This is a genomic window from Lutibacter agarilyticus (assembly GCF_900188235.1).
Lineage (GTDB): Bacteria > Bacteroidota > Bacteroidia > Flavobacteriales > Flavobacteriaceae > Lutibacter > Lutibacter agarilyticus.
The window spans coordinates 181443-200792 of record NZ_FZNT01000006.1 but is presented as its reverse complement, the minus strand read 5'-3'; the positions used below and the strand labels follow the sequence as shown (position 1 = coordinate 200792).

Annotated in this window: 23 protein-coding genes; 12 read left to right on the top strand and 11 right to left on the bottom strand. The window is 30.7% G+C overall.

Features of this window, described 5'->3' with window-relative positions; all coding sequences use genetic code 11:
* Positions 1 to 60: 60 nt before the first annotated feature.
* On the top strand, positions 61 to 510 hold the full coding sequence (locus CHB67_RS11490) for a DUF1573 domain-containing protein (protein WP_089381929.1): 450 nt from the start codon (positions 61 to 63) through the stop codon (positions 508 to 510).
* A gap of 51 nt (positions 511 to 561) precedes the next feature.
* Here CHB67_RS11490 and CHB67_RS11485 read toward each other — a convergent pair whose 3' ends face one another.
* Complete coding sequence (locus CHB67_RS11485) at positions 562 to 1911, bottom strand: aspartyl protease family protein (RefSeq protein ID WP_141119709.1); 1350 nt, start codon at positions 1909 to 1911, stop codon at positions 562 to 564.
* 152 nt (positions 1912 to 2063) lie between these two features.
* Between CHB67_RS11485 and CHB67_RS11480 the strand changes: the two genes are divergently transcribed.
* Positions 2064 to 3260 carry a pyridoxal phosphate-dependent aminotransferase gene (locus tag CHB67_RS11480; protein WP_089381927.1) on the top strand — a complete coding sequence of 399 codons (1197 nt, stop codon included), beginning with the start codon at positions 2064 to 2066 and terminating at the stop codon, positions 3258 to 3260.
* Positions 3261 to 4262 (top strand): UDP-N-acetylmuramate dehydrogenase, encoded by a 1002-nt coding sequence (gene murB, locus CHB67_RS11475; RefSeq protein WP_089381926.1) that lies wholly within the window; start codon positions 3261 to 3263, stop codon positions 4260 to 4262. It abuts the gene before it with no gap.
* Between the two features lie 913 nt (positions 4263 to 5175).
* Here the strand turns inward: murB and CHB67_RS11470 are convergent.
* Positions 5176 to 6312, bottom strand: a complete 1137-nt coding sequence (locus CHB67_RS11470; RefSeq protein WP_089381925.1) for a cysteine desulfurase family protein — start codon at positions 6310 to 6312, stop codon at positions 5176 to 5178.
* Between the two features lie 85 nt (positions 6313 to 6397).
* On the opposite strand from CHB67_RS11470, the gene CHB67_RS11465 reads away from it, so the two are divergent.
* Complete coding sequence (locus tag CHB67_RS11465; protein WP_089381924.1) at positions 6398 to 6898, top strand: hypothetical protein; 501 nt, start codon at positions 6398 to 6400, stop codon at positions 6896 to 6898.
* Here CHB67_RS11465 and CHB67_RS11460 read toward each other — a convergent pair.
* Positions 6895 to 7461, bottom strand: coding sequence for a Smr/MutS family protein (locus tag CHB67_RS11460; protein ID WP_089381923.1), 567 nt, complete (start codon positions 7459 to 7461; stop codon positions 6895 to 6897). The genes CHB67_RS11465 and CHB67_RS11460 overlap by 4 nt on opposite strands.
* Before the next feature lie 74 nt (positions 7462 to 7535).
* Here CHB67_RS11460 and CHB67_RS11455 point away from each other — a divergent pair, with 74 nt between their 5' ends.
* The 4 genes from CHB67_RS11455 (at position 7536) to CHB67_RS11440 (ending at position 9598) form a co-directional block, all read left to right on the top strand.
* Positions 7536 to 8168 carry a low molecular weight phosphatase family protein gene (locus tag CHB67_RS11455; RefSeq protein ID WP_089381922.1) on the top strand — a complete coding sequence of 211 codons (633 nt, stop codon included), beginning with the start codon at positions 7536 to 7538 and terminating at the stop codon, positions 8166 to 8168.
* Positions 8169 to 8221: 53 nt separating this feature from the next.
* Positions 8222 to 8500 carry a CD225/dispanin family protein gene (locus CHB67_RS11450; RefSeq protein ID WP_089381921.1) on the top strand — a complete coding sequence of 93 codons (279 nt, stop codon included), beginning with the start codon at positions 8222 to 8224 and terminating at the stop codon, positions 8498 to 8500.
* Complete coding sequence (locus CHB67_RS11445) at positions 8490 to 8885, top strand: DUF2752 domain-containing protein (protein WP_176461262.1); 396 nt, start codon at positions 8490 to 8492, stop codon at positions 8883 to 8885. The genes CHB67_RS11450 and CHB67_RS11445 overlap by 11 nt, the downstream gene beginning before the upstream one ends.
* 236 nt (positions 8886 to 9121) lie before the next feature.
* Entirely contained in the window at positions 9122 to 9598 is a 477-nt protein-coding gene (locus tag CHB67_RS11440; RefSeq protein WP_089381919.1) for a hypothetical protein, read from the top strand.
* 161 nt (positions 9599 to 9759) lie between these two features.
* On the opposite strand, the gene CHB67_RS11435 is transcribed toward CHB67_RS11440, so the two are convergent.
* From CHB67_RS11435 to nadC, 8 genes are all read right to left on the bottom strand, one after another.
* The gene (locus CHB67_RS11435) at positions 9760 to 10260 is read right to left on the bottom strand and encodes a hypothetical protein (protein ID WP_141119708.1); all 501 of its coding nucleotides are present in this window, start codon (positions 10258 to 10260) and stop codon (positions 9760 to 9762) included.
* A 331-nt stretch (positions 10261 to 10591) separates the two neighbouring features.
* Complete coding sequence (gene folE / locus CHB67_RS11430) at positions 10592 to 11257, bottom strand: GTP cyclohydrolase I FolE (protein WP_089382010.1); 666 nt, start codon at positions 11255 to 11257, stop codon at positions 10592 to 10594.
* 58 nt (positions 11258 to 11315) lie between these two features.
* Entirely contained in the window at positions 11316 to 12692 is a 1377-nt protein-coding gene (hisS, locus tag CHB67_RS11425; RefSeq protein WP_089381917.1) for a histidine--tRNA ligase, read from the bottom strand.
* A gap of 43 nt (positions 12693 to 12735) precedes the next feature.
* Positions 12736 to 13209: a hypothetical protein gene (locus tag CHB67_RS11420; protein ID WP_089381916.1), complete on the bottom strand. Its 474-nt coding sequence runs from the start codon at positions 13207 to 13209 to the stop codon at positions 12736 to 12738.
* Between the two features lie 50 nt (positions 13210 to 13259).
* A complete protein-coding gene (kdsB, locus tag CHB67_RS11415) occupies positions 13260 to 13994 on the bottom strand; it encodes a 3-deoxy-manno-octulosonate cytidylyltransferase (protein WP_089381915.1) in 735 nt (244 codons plus the stop codon).
* 3 nt (positions 13995 to 13997) lie between these two features.
* Entirely contained in the window at positions 13998 to 14918 is a 921-nt protein-coding gene (locus tag CHB67_RS11410; protein WP_089381914.1) for a YihY/virulence factor BrkB family protein, read from the bottom strand.
* Between the two features lie 6 nt (positions 14919 to 14924).
* Entirely contained in the window at positions 14925 to 15497 is a 573-nt protein-coding gene (locus tag CHB67_RS11405) for a pentapeptide repeat-containing protein (protein WP_089381913.1), read from the bottom strand.
* 5 nt (positions 15498 to 15502) lie between these two features.
* Complete coding sequence (gene nadC / locus CHB67_RS11400; protein ID WP_089381912.1) at positions 15503 to 16363, bottom strand: carboxylating nicotinate-nucleotide diphosphorylase; 861 nt, start codon at positions 16361 to 16363, stop codon at positions 15503 to 15505.
* 78 nt (positions 16364 to 16441) lie between these two features.
* Here nadC and rlmH point away from each other — a divergent pair, with 78 nt between their 5' ends.
* The 4 genes from rlmH to CHB67_RS11380 are packed head-to-tail and all read left to right on the top strand — an operon-like array spanning position 16442 to position 19317.
* Positions 16442 to 16915, top strand: a complete 474-nt coding sequence (rlmH, locus tag CHB67_RS11395) for a 23S rRNA (pseudouridine(1915)-N(3))-methyltransferase RlmH (RefSeq protein ID WP_089381911.1) — start codon at positions 16442 to 16444, stop codon at positions 16913 to 16915.
* Positions 16908 to 17495, top strand: a complete 588-nt coding sequence (locus CHB67_RS11390) for a non-canonical purine NTP diphosphatase (RefSeq protein WP_089381910.1) — start codon at positions 16908 to 16910, stop codon at positions 17493 to 17495. The genes rlmH and CHB67_RS11390 overlap by 8 nt, the downstream gene beginning before the upstream one ends.
* Positions 17489 to 18523, top strand: coding sequence for a FecCD family ABC transporter permease (locus CHB67_RS11385; RefSeq protein ID WP_089381909.1), 1035 nt, complete (start codon positions 17489 to 17491; stop codon positions 18521 to 18523). The genes CHB67_RS11390 and CHB67_RS11385 overlap by 7 nt, the downstream gene beginning before the upstream one ends.
* A complete protein-coding gene (locus CHB67_RS11380; protein WP_089381908.1) occupies positions 18523 to 19317 on the top strand; it encodes an ABC transporter ATP-binding protein in 795 nt (264 codons plus the stop codon). The genes CHB67_RS11385 and CHB67_RS11380 overlap by 1 nt, the downstream gene beginning before the upstream one ends.
* Positions 19318 to 19350: the final 33 nt, after the last annotated feature.

The window sequence follows — 19350 nt, the reverse complement described above, 5'->3', positions numbered from 1 at the left end:
ACATAAAATATTTTGAAAGCATAAAAAAATAACTAACTTTACATTTTAAAATTAAAAATGATGAGAAAAATAATGACACTTTTATTTGTTGGATTACTAACAATCTCAATGAATGCACAAGAAAAACAAGTAACTGAAACTGTTATAGACCCTAATGCGCCTGTATTTGAGTTTGAAACAGATGTAATTGATTATGGAAAAATTGAGTTGAATGCTGATGGTTTACGTGTTTTTAAATTTAAAAATGTGGGAAAATCACCTTTAGTAATTAGTAGAATTCAATCTAGCTGTGGGTGTACGGTGCCTAAGAAACCAACTGATCCTATTATGCCTGGAGCAAGTGGTGAAATTGAAGTAAAATACGCTACGAACAGACAGGGCGGTTTTTCAAAAATGATTACTGTTTATTCAAATGCTTCGGAACCTACTAAAAAATTACGAATTAAAGGAATTGTTTTAAAACCTGAATCACCAGTAGAAAAAGCAAAATCAACTGTTTCTTCAAAGTAAAACATCGATTTTTATAATATTTAAAAAAGGCTTTCTTAACGGAAAGTCTTTTTATTTTAACTGATTTTTCAATCTAAAACTGTATTGATAATCTATTCCATTCCTTTCAATAACCACATTAATTTTTGTATTTTCTTTTTGATAAAACTGGTGTACAATTTCTTCTAATTTTAAATTGAAGGTATATTTACCATTTATTTTAATTAAAACATCTCCATCTTTTATTCCGGCTATTGCTGCAGGTGAACCTGGACTAACTTTGTAAATTTTATAGGTTGGTTTAAAGGTATATTTATAATTGGTATTGATGCTAACTGTAGTATTTGATGCTTGCTGATTCTCTCCATAAGCCCCTAAAGTATTATAGGCTTCTTTTTCTTTCACCAACACCTTACCATTATACACCAATTCAATACCGCTCATATTGTACCTAAAAGCATCGTTAAAGTGGCCGCCTTTTTTCAATAATAATCGGTTATTTTTATAATCAAATGTTACTACAAATCGTTTTAAGATGCTTGCTCCCAAACTGCCGTTTCGTTCTTCAAACCTTAAAGCGTGTGCTACCGACAAAGAATCTGGATATGAAACTGTTGGGTTCTTCAATAAAAACTTTCCAATTTGTAAACTTTCAATCATTGTTCTTTTTCCATAAATAACACCACTCAAACCTTCACCTAAATAGTCTTCAAAATAATTTAAAGGCGGTACAATATCTGGATGCGAATTTTCAAACAACCACATAGCATCGCTTCCTCCAGAATCTATCAATAATTTTACAGGTACTTTTTTGGTAGGTGCTTCCTTTAAAACAACGGCTACATTTATGTAGGGTTTCATCATATTAAACTCTAGTGGAAAAACTTCACAATTTTTACAAATTTTATATTCGTAAAAAGCAGTATCGTAGAAGGTGAGTCTACGCGAACTGTAATTAATACGAATGGTAAAGCTCTTAAAAAGTTCGTACCCAATAATTCCATGAATTGTTGTCCCTAATTTTGAAGATAAATCGAAACCATCATTAAAAATAACATATAGTTTTTCATTATTACTTTTTATATTGGTTAAACTTAATTCGTTTCCTCTAGATAAAATAGCATCAACAGGTGCTTCTTGCCCCAAACCTTGCAGTTTTATTTTTTCAATATTCCGAAGATTCAAAGAGTCACTAGGATTTAAATTAAAAAGAATGGTTGCACCCACCCCAGAATCTAAAATAAAATTTAATTCTTTCCCATTTACCTGCATTGGAAATACAATTAAATTGCTTAATAATTTAAATGAAATCGTTTGTTTTTCTATGCCATTTTGCAGCATAAAATCTCTTTGAGCGTTTATCTCTAAAGAAAATAAAAAGATAAAACCTATAAAAATGATATGTGTGTATATGTTTTTCAAAATTTTGAAGTATAAACTATTAATTTAACATTTTATCCTCAATTTATGCAACTTTTATGAAAACTTTAACCTTTAACAAATCATTGAAAACTTGAAGGTATCTGAATAAATTTTCGCAAATTTGTGATTAATTCTAATTAAATTTCAGAAATATGCCAAAAATTTCAAATACGGGTAAAAATATGCCCGAATCACCCATAAGAAAACTTGTTCCATTTGCTGAAAAAGCAAAGAGCAAAGGCATTGAAGTTTTTCATTTAAACATTGGTCAACCCGATGTTAAATCACCTAGTTGTGCATTAGAAGCTGTAAAAAATAACACGATTGAAGTATTGGCATATAGCAATACAGACGGATCAGAAAGTTACCGTGAAAAATTGGCAAATCATTATTTTGCTAAAAGCAATATAAAACTAAAGGCTGAAGATATTATTATAACTACTGGGGGTTCTGAAGCTTTATTATTTGCGCTTGGAAGTATTACAGATCCAGGAGATGAAATTATTATACCTGAACCATTTTACGCAAATTATAATGGTTTTTCGTCATCATTAAGTGTAAAAATAATTCCAATTACTTCTAAAATTGAAAATAACTTTGCACTACCTGATATTGAAGATTTTGAAACATTAATTACATCAAAAACCAAGGCAATATTAATTTGCAACCCTGGCAATCCAACAGGCTATTGTTATTCAAAAGAAGAAATACAACAATTGGCTGCTCTAGTTAAAAAACATGACATCTTTTTAATTGCAGATGAAGTATATAGAGAGTTTATTTATAATAAAGGTGCAAAACACCATTCTATTTTAGGAGATTTTGGATTAGAAGAACACGGTATTTTAATTGATTCTGTTTCTAAACGTTATAGTATGTGTGGCGCACGTATTGGGTATCTAATTTCAAGAAATAAAGACGTTTTAACAACCGCTAAAAAATTTGCACAAGCACGTTTAAGTCCGCCAACCTATGCACAAATAGCTAGTGAGGCAGCCTTAGATACACCAACATCTTATTTTGATGAAGTAATTGTGGAATACAAAAGTCGAAGAAATTTATTAATTGAAGAATTAAACAAGATTGAAGGCGTAAAAGCTACAAAACCAATGGGTGCTTTTTACTGTATGGTAGAATTACCTGTGGATGATGCTGAAAAATTTTCGCAGTGGCTGTTAGAGGATTTTTCAGATAACAATCAAACAGTTATGGTAGCTCCTGCTGCTGGTTTTTACACTACACCGGGACTTGGATTAAATCAGGTTCGAATTGCGTATGTATTAAAAAAAGAAGATTTAAAACGATCTGTAGAACTTTTAAAAATTGCCCTTTCAAAATACAAGAACTAATTGAAAATTCAAGAAAACATATCCTTAAAACCTTATAATACGTTTGGTATTGATGTACAAGCGAAACGTTTTGTTACCGTTAATTCTTTACTCGAATTAAAAAAAATAGTTGCTACTGAAAAAGAGTTGTTTTTAATAAGCGGTGGTAGTAATATGCTGTTAACTAAAACTATTGAAGACTTAGTAATACATTTAGACTTCAAAGGAATTATTGTTAATGAAACTGAGAAAGATAGCGTTTTTGTTACTGCGGAAGCTGGCGAAAATTGGCATGATTTTGTTATTTGGTGTATTTCTCAAAACTATGGCGGTTTAGAAAACTTATCTTTAATCCCAGGAAATGTGGGCACCTCTCCTATTCAAAATATTGGGGCCTATGGTGTTGAAATCAAAGATACGTTTCACCAATTAGAAGCTTTGGAAATTGAAACGGGAAAGTTGCGTGTGTTTAACAACAAAGAATGTAATTTTGGATATCGAAATTCGGTTTTTAAAAATGAATTAAAAGGAAAGTATATTATTACATCTGTTACTTTTAAACTGACTAAACATAAGCACAACTTTAATATTTCTTATGGCGCTATAAAAGAAGGATTGAAAGCTATTGAAAATCCGACCTTAAAAGATATCTCTGACACTATAATTGCTATTAGAGAACGTAAATTACCTGATCCTGCTAAAATTGGTAATAGCGGCAGTTTTTTTAAAAACCCTGTAATTACTAAAAATACTTTTGAAGTATTACAAAAAAAGTATCCTAACGCACCACATTATGTTGTTTCAGAGAATGAAATAAAAGTACCTGCTGGCTGGCTTATAGAACAGTGCGGATTTAAAGGAAAACGTTTTGGTGATACTGGTATTCATGAAAATCAGGCATTGGTATTGGTTAATTACGGCAATGCTACTGGTAAAGAAATTTACAGCTTGGCTCAAAAAATTCAACAAAAAGTAAAAGATGCGTTTACTATATCTTTAGAAATTGAAGTGAATGTGATTTGATTTAGAGTTTGGAGTTTTACAGCTAACTTATGGATTTCTGCCTTCGCAGGAATGACAGCCTGCTTATAAATTGAAGTTGAATTGTAGCGTTAGTAACGCGGATTATAAATAGTTTAAGGAAAAGATTACCACTCAACATTTCAGCTACGCTTAGTACAAGGTTGGGAATGACAGATTTTTGGTTGTTGGTTTTAAACCGTCCTATGAATATTTCTGTAGAAAATACTTCCGAAGAAAGAGAAAACAGGCGGTGCTGTTTGAGCACAGCGAGTTCAGCGCATGTCTTTTTTAAGGATTGTATTTTAAAGAGATTTTCAGCAGACTAGATTTGTTTGGTTAGCTCACCCATTTATTATTTTATGAAGTATTCGTGAATCTCCTAAAGTCGCTTTCTTTTTTTAACAATGAAAAAAAGAATGAAATATCTTTTGAATTCCTATGGTAAAGATCCTCAATCAACACTTCGGCTACGCTTAGTACAAGCTTGGGAATGACAGATTTATTTCAAGTATATCTAACGCTTAATTTTTTGTGATTTCTCATTAGCATTCGAAATGACAAAACGCCTACTTTGTCTAGCAATATACAGGTTGCTTGGTAGGTTGGTTTTGGGGTTTAGTGACTGCTAACTGCGGAATGCTTACTAAAACTGTTGTTAGAAGTTGGCGGTTCGCTACTAACATTAAAAAAAATCAAACTTGTTTTTTAGTTTCAATTGAAAAGATCCCCGCATACGCGAGGATGACATTAGTTTGGTTGGTTTTCCATTAAAAACTACACACCGCTAACCTCTCATTTCAGCTACGTTCAATACACAGCTCTAGAGGGGAATTGTGCTGAATTCCTATGGAAAATATTCCCGTTTTCACGGGAATGACGTTTTTTAAATACGCGTAGATTGGTAAAACAAAGTTTACTTAATAAGTCCTTTTAAGGTTTCAATCACATAGTCAATATCCTTTTTTGAAATGAACTTACTAAATGAAAAACGTACTGAAGTTTTTTTTGCTTCTTCTTCGTTTAAAATTTCATTTAATACATGTGATCCTTTATTACTTCCACTTTGGCAAGCACTTCCACCTGAAACCGCTATCCCTTTTAAATCAAGATTGAATAATAACATTGGATAATCTTTCGGAAAACGCACATTTAAAATGATATAACTGCTTTCTGAAACACTCTCAGAAACTCCATTGAATTTAACTCCTTCAAAATTAGCTTTTAATGCTTCAATAAAATAACTTTTTATTGCTTGAATATGTGTTGTTTCTTCGTCAATTTTAGCACAAGCAATTTCCAAAGCTTTTTCCATTCCTAAAATACTGTGTACATTTTCAGTCCCTGCTCTAGCTCCTTTTTCTTGTTCACCACCGTGTAACATTGGAAAAATTCCAAAACCTTTTTTTACATATGCAAAACCAACTCCCTTTGGTCCGTGAAATTTATGAGCACTTGCTACAAAAAAATCCATCGGTGTTTTTTGAACATCTATCTTAAAATGTCCAACAGCTTGAACGGCATCACTATGAAAAAGTGCATTGTTAACGCTACATAACTCAATTACTTTTTGAATGTTAAGCTTGTTGCCAATTTCATTATTTATATACATTAAACTTACCAATTTTTGGGTGTCATCATCTTCAAGTAACGAAGTCAAATGTTGGTAATTAACTGTTCCTTCATTAGTTAAATCGACCCATTTTACATTAATTTTGAATTCTTTTTCTAAGTTCTCAATAGTATGTAAAACGGCATGGTGTTCAATTTTTGATGAAATAATGGTGGTAATACCTAAATTTGTAACTGCATTTCTTAAAATTAGATTGTCTGCTTCACTTCCACCTGCTGTAAAAATAAGTTCGTTGGCTGAAGCGTTTAAACATTTTGCAATGTTTTTTCGAGCAGTTTCCACAGCCGATTTTGCCTTTCTACCATATTGGTGAGTTGATGAAGGATTCCCGAAATTAGCAGTCATAGCCTCGGTAATTGTTTCAATTACTTCGGGTAATATGGGCGTTGTAGCAGCGTTGTCTAAATAAATTTTTTTCATCAAAACAAAAGTAATTAAAATAGTTGGTATCTATTAGTGTAGAATTACTTAAAACAATTATTTTTGTAGCATATATATTAAAATCATGAAAAAATTATTGACTCTTTTTATTGCATTCACATTGTTTTCTTGTAACGATGGTGATTTTAATGTACCCGATTTTGAATTTGAAGATACTATAAATGGTTGTTGGGATCATCAAGTATTATATATTACAAGTGCTTCAGATACTGAAGCGATGGTTATGACATTAATTAATGGCGAATTAGGAACTGAAGTTGGCACTGCATCTTTCTCAGTAAGTTCAACGCGTGAAGTTGCGTATCGTATTTTTGATGAAGGAATAGACAATAATTATTTTTGTCAGGCAATTCCGCCAACAACGCCAATAGTTGTTAAAGAGTTAAATGCTGAAAGTGGAACTATAAACATTACAACATCAGAAATTTTAGATGATGATAACCTAGTTACAGGTTACAACTATGTAATTACACTATCTGATTTATTATTTATAGAAACCAATGGTAACCAAATTTTCTTTGAATCTTTTGAATTTGGTGAGGATTACGAAATTGATGTTGATTAATTTTTAGGATTTTGAAATACATACACTTCTGTAGCACCTAAGCCATATTTTTTATACGAAGCTTCATAATACTCAACGTGATAGTTTTTAAATAAAAACTGCAATTCACTTTTTAAAACACCTGCACCTACACCGTGAATAAAAACCACTCTAGGTATTCTGTTCCTAATGGCAAATTCTAACTTATGCTTGGCATGTTCCATTTGAATGGTTAACATATCATAATTATCCAGTCCTTTTACTGAGGCTGTTAAATTATGAATATGTAAATCAACTTCCATTGGAGGCTGTTTCTCAGGCTTTAAATCGGTTTTAAATTTAGTTGTTTTCTTTTTCTTTGAAGTAAAATCTTCCTTTTGAAGTAATAACGATTCGTTTGAAATATCACTATATTTTGAAAGTTCTGATTGACTTTGTTTAATAACAACCAATTCTTTCGGCATAAATTCAAAAGGAAAACCATCCGTAGTTTCAATCACTATTTTAGTTGGATGTACTGCAATTACTTTACCACTAATCGCATCATCAATTACAGCAACTTTATCACCAATTTTAAAACTCATTTCTTAACTTTATATTAATTTTTTAGAAATATATAGGTATCGTTAATTTTTTAAACTTGCACAAAGTTAAACTCATGACCCGAAATATCTCCATAAATACCGAACATTTTTTTTTAACAGCTTTAAAAGAACTTGAAATTGATGAAAACAGGAAGCAATTATTAACAAAAATTGCCCATTTTATTGTTTCTCAATTGAAACAAAACAAGCCCGTAAACCTTAATTATATTTGTACACATAATAGCCGAAGAAGCCAATTATCAAATGTTTGGAGTAGTTATGCTGCCAATTACTTTGAATTAAGCACTGTTAAAAGTTTTTCTGGCGGAACTTCGGTTACCTCCTTTTATAGAAACACGGTAAAAACATTACAACAAACAGGCTTTGTTTTTAAACTTTCTGAATTTTCACATCACAACCCTGTATATTCTATTGAATATGAAAATTGCCAAAAACCAATTTTGGCATTTTCAAAATTATACAACGATGAATTCAATGCAGTTCCTTTTATTGCGATTACCACCTGTTCAAATGCCGATGAACATTGTCCTTTTATTTCAGAAGCCATTCAACGTTTTCATTTACCGTTTAATGATCCTAAAACCTTTGACAATACTTTATACGCTTCAGAAAAGTATTTAGAAACCAATAAACAAATTGCAGGCGAAATTCATTTTATTTTTAAAAGTATTGCAACAGCTCTTTAATATTTTGTAATTTAGTATTTCAAAATAACATTTATCTTATATTTTAAAATTCTATGGAACAACCTCAACCAAAAAACTACCTTGTAGAAGCTATTTTAATAACTATTTTTTGCTGTCAACCCTTCGGAATTGTAGGTATTGTGTTTTCTAGTCAAGTAAATTCAAAATATGCTGTTGGTGATTATGAAGGTGCTTTACAAGCCTCAAAAGAAGCAAAAAAATGGACTAAATGGGGTTTTATTACAGGACTTGTAGCAGGTATATTGTTTTTATTAATTTATGGAGCGATTTTCTTTTTTGCATACCAAAGTGGTGAGTTTAATGACTTTTAAACATGTTGCTATCTTTTTACTTCTACTCGGAATTGTTCTTCTATACCTAAACATCAATCCAAATGAAGTTGACTTTTTACCAAAATGTCCTTTGTATTTTACAACTGGATTGTATTGTCCGGGCTGTGGAAGTCAACGTGCCACACATCAATTATTAAATCTTAATTTTTTAGGTGTAGTACAACAGAATCTGTTATATGTTTTGGGCTTTGTTATCTTTACCTATCATATTGTTATTTTAGGATTGAATCGATTTCTTAACAAAACATATTACAATTATATATACCATCCAAAAACGCCAATTGCTTTGCTTTTGGTAATTATTGCTTTTTGGATATTTAGAAATATTCCTACCTACCCTTTTAATTTATTAGCACCCCAATAATTTAGATTTACTCCTTTCTTTGAGATCAAATAGCTAGTTGACAACTATCATCTAATCAAACTGATGGAGGTCATTTTACAGGTAATAAATTATGCGTTCTTTTAACTATTATTTCACTAAAATAGCTCATAATGTCACGAATGAATTTTCAACTATTTAGATTCTTAACTATGAAGGAAAGCAAGTTCTTTGGTAGTTTATAATTACAGGAAAAAATCTAATAAAATCTTAATACAATGATAAAATTAATATTAAATACATTATTATTCTCCTTCATACTTATAAGTTGTAATAGTCAAGTTAAGCAAGATGAACAAGTAAAAAATTTGGATACGATTCAACCCAAAATAGATATAAAAGTTAAAAAAAAATACGATAAAGACGGAAATTTAATTAGCATTGACTCAACCTATTCTTATTTTTATTCTAATATTCATAAGGATTCCATTCAAGAAAAATTAATCTTTGATAAATTTATGTTTGAATTTAACAATCAGTATAAATCCTTAGACAGTATATTTATGAGTGATTTCTTCAGTGACACTCCTTTTAAAATAAAGGACTTTTATACTGATGACTTTTTCCAGCAGAATTTTAAATTTCATCAAAAAAGAATTGAAAGAACATTTAAAGAAATGGACTCTTTAAAAAACAGTTTCTATAATAACCAAAATAAAAATTTTAAAAATAACGTTCCAACAGATCTACAATGAAATTCACTATAAAAAGAATGTTAAATTAATAGATTACAATATCTGTACACTTATTACATTATAATGGTGTAATGGATAATTATTGTAATTAAATTACTTTGCAACACTTTAAACAACGGTTTAAAAAAAGACTTTCACTTTAGTGTCTTTTAAAATCACTTTTAAGGAACTAACGAAACAGATTGCAAGAAAGGCAAATTACTAATGTATACCTCCGAATTTCCATTTATTTGAATCTTTTTTTTGATAGCAGCAACACCTGCACCAACTCCAGTCCCAACAATTCCAAAGAAAAGACCCGTTACGGTTGAAACTACTCCCTCCCATTCATCGTTATTTGCAGCAAGACCTAATGCTACTCCAAATCCAGCTCCAGAAGCAGCACCAATCCATGCTCCCTTTCCAATTTTCCCTTTCCGTCTAATTTTTATAACATCTATTTTTTCATCATTAATAACTATTAAATTGGAATCGCTGAATGAATTGTTTTTAGAAATTTTAATAGACTGTTCATCCGCTGAGTATAATACACCTTTAACCATAGAGCCATCCATTGTTTTTGCCCAAACCTTATGAATTTGAATTTTTTTTGAATTGTTTTGAGCATTTAATCCGTAAGAAAATAACATTAAAAATGCGAAGAAGCGAATAAATGGTTTCATTTAAAGTAGTTTTTGAATTTAGTTAGATTGTAAATATAGATTTTTAATTAATAGCAAATACTATCTTTTTTTTACGAAAGTGAAAATTAATTAATAGCTCCAGATTGTAAACTTTAAGATCTATGGTATTTATTAATGTGTAGGTAATAAATAAAGACTATCTAAAAGCTCAATTATTTGCTAACTTATATTTAAACTCCGCGCAATAACTGGTTATTGAGCGGAGTCGAAATAAAGGCTCTATACTATTTTAGAATCAGTGTAACCAATTCAAAATGATGCGTTTTAATACTTTTTATACAGCTTTTCTTTATGAATCATATTTAGAATACTATTCAAAAATAGTATCTAAATTAATATAATCCATAAATTCTTTTTTAACTGCTGGGTCCTTAAATTTACCGCCAAATTCAGCAGTAACTGTGCTACTGGCAATATCTTTAACGCCCCTAGAGTTTACACATAAATGCTTAGCGTCAATTACACAAGCAACATTCTCAGTTCCCATAGCTTCTTGCAAAGCTTGTACCACTTGCATTGTTAAACGCTCTTGTACCTGAGGTCGTTTTGCATAATAATCTACAATACGATTCATTTTAGACAATCCTATAACATTTCCGTTTGAAATATAAGCAACATGCGCTCTACCAATAATTGGCAATAAATGATGTTCACAAGTAGAGTAAACCGTAATGTTTTTTTCTACCAACATTTCACCATATTTATAATTATTGTCGAACGTTGATAATTTTGGCTTATTTGCAGGATCTAAACCTCCAAAAATTTCATTTACATACGCTTTTGCAACTCTTCGTGGTGTTCCTTTGATACTGTCATCATCCAAATCCATTCCTAACGTATCCAAAATATCTCTAACACTAGCTTCAATACGCTTTCTTTTTTCTTCATTAGAAATATCAAAAGCATCGGCTCTTAGTGGTGTTTTAGCAGAAGACCCAACGTGATCTTCTCCCATTTCATCTATTTTATCTATCATTATATTTTTCCCTTCAAACATTCTCTATATAATTAGCTTGCAAATTTACAACTTTGTTTTAAAGTTTTGTGGTGATTTTAAGTAATTCTTCCAAACTACACGCTTGCTGTTCACCAGTTTGCATATTTTTTAATGTATAATTATTATTTTTAACCTCATCAGCACCCACTAAAACAACAAATGGAATTTCTCTTCTGTTTGCATAATTTAGTTGTTTTTTCATTTTAGCACTCTCTGGATACAACTCTGATTTTATACCTGCTTTACGCAATTGAGCTAATGCTTTCATACAAAAAGCAGCTTCTGCATCACCAAAATTAATAAACAAAACGTTGGGTTTTGGTAACTCAACAGCATCAAATAAATTCAATTCTTCTAACACTAAATAAATTCGATCTAATCCAAATGAAATACCTACTCCACTTACATCCTTCAAACCGAAGATTCCTGTTAAATCATCATATCTTCCACCACCACCAATAGATCCCATGCTAACACCTTCAGGTGCTGAAACCTCATAAATAGCTCCTGTGTAATAATTTAAACCACGTGCCAAAGTTACATCCAACGCTAACTTGGCAGATTGCAATCCTAACACTTCAATATGATCTACTACAAAACGCAATTCTTTAACACCCTGTAAACCTTCTTCTGATTCGGCCAATAGCGCTTGTAACTGATCTAATTTTTCCTGATTGCTTCCATTAAAACTAAACAACGGTTGTACTTTTTCAATCGCAGCTTCAGAAATCCCTTTTGAAATCATTTCATTTGTAACGCCTTCAGCACCAATTTTATCTAACTTATCTAAAGCAACTGTAAAATCTATTAATTTATCTTTTGCCCCAATAATTTCTGCAATTCCTGCTAAAATTTTACGGTTGTTCAATTTGATAGTCGTACCCCTTAATTTTAACTTACTAAAAACTTCATCGTACAACTGTACAAACTCTATTTCTTGCCAAAGACCTTTACTTCCAACTACATCAGCATCACATTGATAAAACTCTCTAAAACGTCCTTTTTGTGGTCTATCAGCACGCCAAACTGGTTGCATTTGATATCTTTTAAAAGGAAACTCTATTTCGTTTTGATGTTGTACCACATAACGTGCAAAGGGAACGGTTAAATCGTAACGCAATGCCTTTTCTGAAATTTTTGGTGTTATTTTATTACTTTCTTTATTTGCCAATAGATTTTCATCTACTTTCTTTAAATAATCACCTGAGTTTAAAATTTTAAAAATCAAGCGATCTCCTTCTTCTCCATATTTTCCCATTAACGTTCCGTAATTTTCAAACGAAGGGGTTTCAATAGGCTGAAATCCAAACGTTTCAAAAACTTGTCTTATGGTTGAAAATATATAGTTGCGTTTTGCAACTTCAGTAGGTGAAAAATCACGAGTTCCTTTTGGTATGCTTGGTTTTTGTGCCATTTTAAAAAATTAGTTTGCAAATATCTGAAATTAAATATACTAATTAAAGCTTTTCAAGCATTGATTTTTCCTTTGTTGATAATGGAATATCTTTTTCGAAGGTTGTTTTTGTTGGAAACAATGCTAACATCATAAAAGACAATATACCTACCAAAATAAAATAAAAACTATTATTTGAGTACAGTACAAAAATTGCACACATTAATGCAGGGAATTCTAGCATAGCAATTCTAAAAATATGTGCTGTGCTATATTTTACTACTTTTTGGGATAAATCTAACTTTGCTGAGATTTGCTTGATTAGTTTTGCATATAAAAACTTACTTGATAAATTTCCTAAAAACGCTATGATAATGGCTAAATATAAAAATGCCTTTCCTTCTTGGTAAGAAAAAAATAATTCTTCTTTAACGGTTAAGGCCACATACGCTGAAAACCCTAAAACACCAACTAGTAAAACGGTGTGAATAATTTGTAACGACTTTATAAAGTCTTTTGGTTCTTTTGAATAACTCATTTTATGTTAATGTTAAATTGTTTGAAGTAAAACTAAAATTACGAATCCTATTAATGATTGTTTTTAAAAATTGCATTGGCTTTTTCTAAGTCTTCAGGAGTATCTATTCCAATAGCTATTTCGTTTGTTTCAACCATTTTCACTTTTAATCCGTTGGCTAAAAAACGTAAATTTTCTAATTTTTCGGTGGCTTCCAAAGCATTCATTGGTAATTGGGTGAATTTCAATAAAGCCTCTTTTCTGAAAGCATAAATACCAATATGCTTGAAATATTCTGCTGTAGATTTTTCTCTTGGATAAGGAATTGGTGAACGTGAAAAATACATTGCGAAGTTTTGTTCATCTGTAACAACTTTTACATTGTTTGGATTGTTAATTTCATCTTCAACATTCATTTTAATTTTTAAGGAAGCAATTGCTATTTCTTTTTCAACATCAGTTTTAAAAACTTCTAACAAGTTAAATAAAGCATCTTTTTGAATAAAAGGTTCATCTCCTTGCACATTTACTACAATATCTACCTCCAAATTTTCTACAGCCTCAGCAATACGATCGCTTCCAGATTCGTGTTCCTTTTTACTCATAATTGCTTTACCGCCGTTAGAAGTAATTTCATTAAAAATAATTTCACTGTCGGTAACCACATACACTTCTGAAAATAAACCTGCATTTTTAGCAGCTTCATAAGTTCTTAAAATCACTGTTTTTCCGGCTAAATCTTTCATTAATTTCCCTGGAAAACGACTCGCTTCATAACGAGCTGGTATCATAGCTATAACTTTCATAATCTATTTAGTATGTAATTTTTTCAAACGGTTAATACTTGCATTTAATTCAAACCCAAGCAATAAAATAATAGAATTCAACCAAACAAATAACATTAATACCAGTAACGTACCAATAGAACCATACAACTCATTATATGTTGAGAATTTTACTACATAAATAGCAAATAGCCTAAACATTACTATGGTTAATAAAGTGGTTAATATGGCGCCCGGTAAATAGGTGAAATCTTTTGATTTTTTTGTTCCGTATTTATATAAGAACGAAACGGATACTAAAATAAGGACTAAAAAGAATACTGCACTACCTATTTTAACCCAAAATCCTTCGTTTTGCAACCATCCTTTTTCAGTTAAATCGTGAATTCCTATGGCAAAATAAACATTTATGGCAATGGAGCTTAGCAGTATGGCCGACAACATTAAAGCCATTCCCATAGACACTAAATATTGCTTTATTACATTTCGCATTTCTTTAATATGATACGAATATTCAAACGCCCCTAAAACGGCATTTACACCATTGGTCATTAAAAAAATAGATGCAATAAAACCAAAGGAAAGTAGCCCTCCGTATCTATTATTAGCAATATCTGAGATTACATCCTTTACCACATCACCTGTATTTGGTGGTAATAACGTTTCTAATGCTTTTATAAAATCTGCTTGAAAACCTTCTATAGGAACAAAAGGAATAAGCGTTAATATAAATAACAAAAAAGGAAATAATGCCATAAAAAAACTAAAAGCAATACCTCCTGCTCTTGAAGTTAAAGCGCCTCTAACTATTCCAATAATGTACATTTCTAAAATATCGTATAACGACAAACCTTGTAAGCCCGGAATTTTTATTTTTTTCCCGAGAACTACCAATGAATTGATCAAAGGAATGTTAGCTAATTTGTCTTCTACAATTTTTGTCATTATTAGTTATGAATCTAAACGAATATCAAACGATTTTAGTAAACCTATTATATTCTCTTTTGAAAATAGTGCCTTTTTAACAAAGTTATCTGTTGGATTTATGTCAAAATTAAAAGCTGAACTAAAATCCGATTTTTCTAATTTGGTTCTATTAAAAATAGCATTTTTCAAATCGCAATTATCAAAAACTCCATTTGAAATATTGGCTTCTGTAAAATCAACTTCTTGCAAGTTACAGTTTACAAAACTGATATTTGGAACGTTTAACTGATAAAATGAAGATACATTTAACTGACAATCTTTAAAATTTAAGGCTAATAAAAAAGGATCACATTTGTTAAACTTGAGCCCTAACATTTTACATTCAATAAAACTAGCCGTTTTAAACGCTGTATTACCAATATCCGCATTGCTAAAATTACAATTGATAAATTCACATTCAACAAAACCAATATTTGACGCATGAATACCTGAGAAATTACAATTTAAAAAAGTACAATTATCATATTCACCTTTTACAATATCTTTCTTAGTAAAATCAACACCTTTAAATGTTACATCGTCAAAATATGCATCCATTCTAATTATTTTACAGCTTTTAAACTTAAATCCATATTGTAAACCGAATGTGTTAAAGCACCCGATGAGATATAATCCACCCCACATTCAGCATATTTTCTAGCGGTTTGCAAATTAATTCCTCCCGAAGATTCAGACTGACATTGGTCTCCAATTAATTCAACAGCCTTTTGTGTATCTTCATAATTAAAATTATCAATTAAAATTCTATGAATGCCTCCACAAGCCAATATTTCTTTAATTTCATCCAAGCTTCTACCTTCAACAATAATTTTTAAATCTAAGTTATTGTCTTTTAAATACTGTTTTGTTTTTTCAATTGCTTTTGTAACACCACCTGAAAAATCAATATGATTGTCTTTTAACATAATCATATCATACAATGCAAATCGGTGATTTTCACCACCACCAATAAGTACTGCCCATTTCTCAATAGCTCTAATTCCGGGAGTGGTTTTACGGGTATCTAACACTTTTGTTTTAGTGCCATCTAACAAATGCATAAATTCATTTGTTTTAGTTGCAATGGCGCTCATACGTTGCATAATATTTAACACCAAACGTTCCGATTTTAAAATAGCTTGTGAGCTTCCTTCAACATAAAAAACAACATCGCCATATTTTACGTGCTCTCCATCATTTATAATGGTTTCAATTTTTAACGAAGGATCTACATAATGAAACACTCTTTTTGCCATTTCAACTCCAGCAATAATACCAGTATCTTTCACTAATAATTTAGCTTTTCCCTTTGCATCTTTAGGAATACAAGCTAATGAACTGTGATCACCGTCACCAACATCTTCTCTAATTGCGTTTGAAATTATTAAATCTAGTTCTTTTTCAAATTGTTCTTTACTTATCATATTGTACGCGCATTTAACTACAAAAATAACTTTTTTATTTTCAAAAAAATCATCTTAATTTCTTTTTATATTTGCAAGATGAAAATTAAGTTATTGGCCATTGGGAAAACCGATGATAAAAATTTACAAACGCTTATTGAAACCTATCAAAATAGGTTGAAACATTATATCAACTTTCAATTAGAAGTGATTCCCGATATAAAAAATGTAAAAAATCTAAGCGAAGTTCGGCAAAAAGAAAAAGAAGGAGAACTTATTTTAAAAAAATTAGCTGCTACAGATCAGTTAATTTTATTAGATGAAAAAGGAAAAGAGTTTCGTTCGCTAGAATTTTCATCATTCCTTCAAAAAAAAATGAATGCAGGAATTAAACAATTGGTGTTTGTAATTGGCGGTCCTTACGGATTTTCAGAAGCGGTTTACAAAAAAGCACAAGGAAAAATTTCTTTGTCTAAAATGACTTTTTCTCATCAAATGATTCGTTTATTTGTAGTGGAACAATTGTACCGCGGATTTACTATTTTAAAAAATGAACCTTATCACCATGAGTAAATTAAAACTGGTTTTTGCCACCAATAATAAAAACAAGCTGAAAGAAGTTCAAGCAATGCTTACCAACTTTGAAATTGTTAGTTTAGCCGATATTAATTGTTTTGATGATATTCCTGAAACGGCAAATACACTTGAAGGAAATGCCATTTTAAAAGCGAACTATGTTACTGAAAAATACGGTTTAAATTGTTTTGCCGATGATACTGGTTTGGAAGTTGAAGCTTTAAATAACGAACCTGGAGTATATTCTGCACGTTATGCTGGCGCTGAAAATAATGCAAATGCTAATATGGACAAATTATTAGGTAATCTTGAAAACAATACGCATAGAAAAGCACAATTTAGAACAGCAGTAGCTTTAAATATTGAAAGCAAACTGTTTGTATTTGAAGGTGTTTGTAAAGGTGAAATTTTAACCAAAAAAACGGGTAATAGTGGTTTTGGTTATGATCCTATTTTTAAGCCTGAAGGTTATAACAATTCTTTTGCTGAAATGGATATGACTGAAAAAGGAGCCATAAGCCATAGAGGAAAAGCCATTCAACAATTAGTCGAATTCTTAAAAAATTACACTTGTTAAATCCAATTAAATCATATAGAAATACCTTTATAATATTAGTAATTGTATTGCTTATTATTTGTCTTATAAACATAAGTTTAGGTTCTGTAAGCATTCCGCTAAAACAGCTGTTTTTATCATTGATTAATGGCGAAGTTGAAAAAGAATCGTGGCGAACAATTATTTTAAATTACCGCTTACCTAAAGCAATTACTGCCATTATTGTAGGTTCTGGCTTATCTATAAGTGGTTTGTTAATGCAAACGTTATTTAGAAACCCGTTGGCAGGTCCGTTTGTTTTAGGTATTAGTTCTGGAGCTAGTTTAGGAGTTGCTATCTTAATTTTAGGCGCTTCATTTTTAGGTGCCAATATTACCAGTTATGCTTTTACCAACTTTGGAATTGCAATTGCTGCTAGTTTAGGTTCATTTATAGTACTTTTAGCTGTAATGCTTGCTGCTATAAAAGTTAGAAATACCATGTCTATATTAATTATAGGTTTAATGTTTGGCAGTATTACTTCATCTGTAATTAGTGTATTGGCTTATTTTAGTAGCGCTAGTGAACTACAACAATATATGTTTTGGAGTTTTGGAAGTTTAGGTAATTTAAGTTGGAAAGAAATTACGGCATTATTTAGCATATTTATTATAGGTGTTGCTTTGGTAACCTTCATAATAAAACCATTAAACAGTATGCTTTTAGGCGAAAATTATGCAAAAAGCATGGGAGTTAATGTTAAATTAACTAGAAACATCACATTAATTGCTACTAGCTTGCTAACAGGTGTTATTACCGCATTTTCTGGTCCTATTGCATTTGTTGGTTTGGCAGTACCACATTTAACTAAATTACTATTTAACACCTCTAATCACAAAACATTATTACCTGCAGTAGCCATTTGTGGTGCTATAGTTATGTTAATTTGTGATAGTATAGCACAAATGCCTAACAGTGAATATACGCTACCTATTAATGCAATTACATCGTTATTTGGTGCACCTATTATTATTTGGTTATTGGTTAGAAAAAGAAAAATATATTACTAATGAAACAAGTAACGAATCCTATCATAAAAACAGCTAATTTAAGCATTGGATATTCCTCAAAAAAAGGCATAAATACCATTGCTTCAAATCTAAATATTAATTTAGAATCAGGAAATCTTGTTTGTTTATTAGGAAAAAATGGAATTGGAAAATCTACTTTACTTAGAACCATTACTAAAGTACAACCTGCCTTAGAGGGTGATGTTTTAATTGACAATGCATATTTAGAAACATTCACCAACCATTCCCTAGCCAAAACATTAAGTTTGGTACTTACTGAAAGATTGCCAGACACCAGTTTAACCGTTTATGAATTGGTTGCTTTAGGTAGACAGCCTTTTACAAACTGGATTGGTTATTTAACAACGAATGATTTAGAGATAATTCAGGCTTCCTTTGAAAAAACAAACACACAACATTTAATGAATGCCAAGTGTCATGAGTTAAGTGACGGACAATTACAAAAGGTGTTGATAGCGCGTGCGCTGGCTCAAGATACACCTATCATTGTTTTAGATGAACCTACAGCTCATTTAGATTTACACCACACCATTAATACGTTTACATTGTTAAAAAAGTTGGCTAAAGATTTCAATAAAACTATTATTGTATCTACCCACGAAATAAATCTAGCCCTACAAATAGCTGATGCTCTTTGGTTAATGACGCCCACAAAATTTATTGCAGGCACAACTGCTGAATTAATTTCAAACAACGATTTAAATCTGCTTTTTGATTCAGAATTAATTAGCTTTAACAAAACTTTAAAGCAGTTCACTATAAATCACTCTTAAATATTTTGATATATTTGGTAAATAGAAGCTTTA

Coding starts and splice junctions, on each gene's coding strand:
- CHB67_RS11480 (WP_089381927.1), top strand. CDS start 2,064: ATGCCAAAAATTTCAAATACGGGTAAAAATATGCCCGAATCACCCATA.
- CHB67_RS11420 (WP_089381916.1), bottom strand. CDS start 13,209: ATGAGTTATTCAAAAGAACCAAAAGACTTTATAAAGTCGTTACAAATT.
- CHB67_RS11410 (WP_089381914.1), bottom strand. CDS start 14,918: ATGACAAAAATTGTAGAAGACAAATTAGCTAACATTCCTTTGATCAAT.
- hisS (WP_089381917.1), bottom strand. CDS start 12,692: ATGGCACAAAAACCAAGCATACCAAAAGGAACTCGTGATTTTTCACCT.
- CHB67_RS11440 (WP_089381919.1), top strand. CDS start 9,122: ATGATAAAATTAATATTAAATACATTATTATTCTCCTTCATACTTATA.
- CHB67_RS11405 (WP_089381913.1), bottom strand. CDS start 15,497: ATGGATGCATATTTTGACGATGTAACATTTAAAGGTGTTGATTTTACT.
- kdsB (WP_089381915.1), bottom strand. CDS start 13,994: ATGAAAGTTATAGCTATGATACCAGCTCGTTATGAAGCGAGTCGTTTT.
- CHB67_RS11390 (WP_089381910.1), top strand. CDS start 16,908: ATGAGTAAATTAAAACTGGTTTTTGCCACCAATAATAAAAACAAGCTG.
- CHB67_RS11435 (WP_141119708.1), bottom strand. CDS start 10,260: ATGAAACCATTTATTCGCTTCTTCGCATTTTTAATGTTATTTTCTTAC.
- CHB67_RS11455 (WP_089381922.1), top strand. CDS start 7,536: ATGACCCGAAATATCTCCATAAATACCGAACATTTTTTTTTAACAGCT.
- CHB67_RS11490 (WP_089381929.1), top strand. CDS start 61: ATGAGAAAAATAATGACACTTTTATTTGTTGGATTACTAACAATCTCA.
- CHB67_RS11380 (WP_089381908.1), top strand. CDS start 18,523: ATGAAACAAGTAACGAATCCTATCATAAAAACAGCTAATTTAAGCATT.
- CHB67_RS11465 (WP_089381924.1), top strand. CDS start 6,398: ATGAAAAAATTATTGACTCTTTTTATTGCATTCACATTGTTTTCTTGT.
- CHB67_RS11460 (WP_089381923.1), bottom strand. CDS start 7,461: ATGAGTTTTAAAATTGGTGATAAAGTTGCTGTAATTGATGATGCGATT.
- nadC (WP_089381912.1), bottom strand. CDS start 16,363: ATGATAAGTAAAGAACAATTTGAAAAAGAACTAGATTTAATAATTTCA.
- CHB67_RS11445 (WP_176461262.1), top strand. CDS start 8,490: ATGACTTTTAAACATGTTGCTATCTTTTTACTTCTACTCGGAATTGTT.
- rlmH (WP_089381911.1), top strand. CDS start 16,442: ATGAAAATTAAGTTATTGGCCATTGGGAAAACCGATGATAAAAATTTA.
- CHB67_RS11450 (WP_089381921.1), top strand. CDS start 8,222: ATGGAACAACCTCAACCAAAAAACTACCTTGTAGAAGCTATTTTAATA.
- folE (WP_089382010.1), bottom strand. CDS start 11,257: ATGATAGATAAAATAGATGAAATGGGAGAAGATCACGTTGGGTCTTCT.
- CHB67_RS11470 (WP_089381925.1), bottom strand. CDS start 6,312: ATGAAAAAAATTTATTTAGACAACGCTGCTACAACGCCCATATTACCC.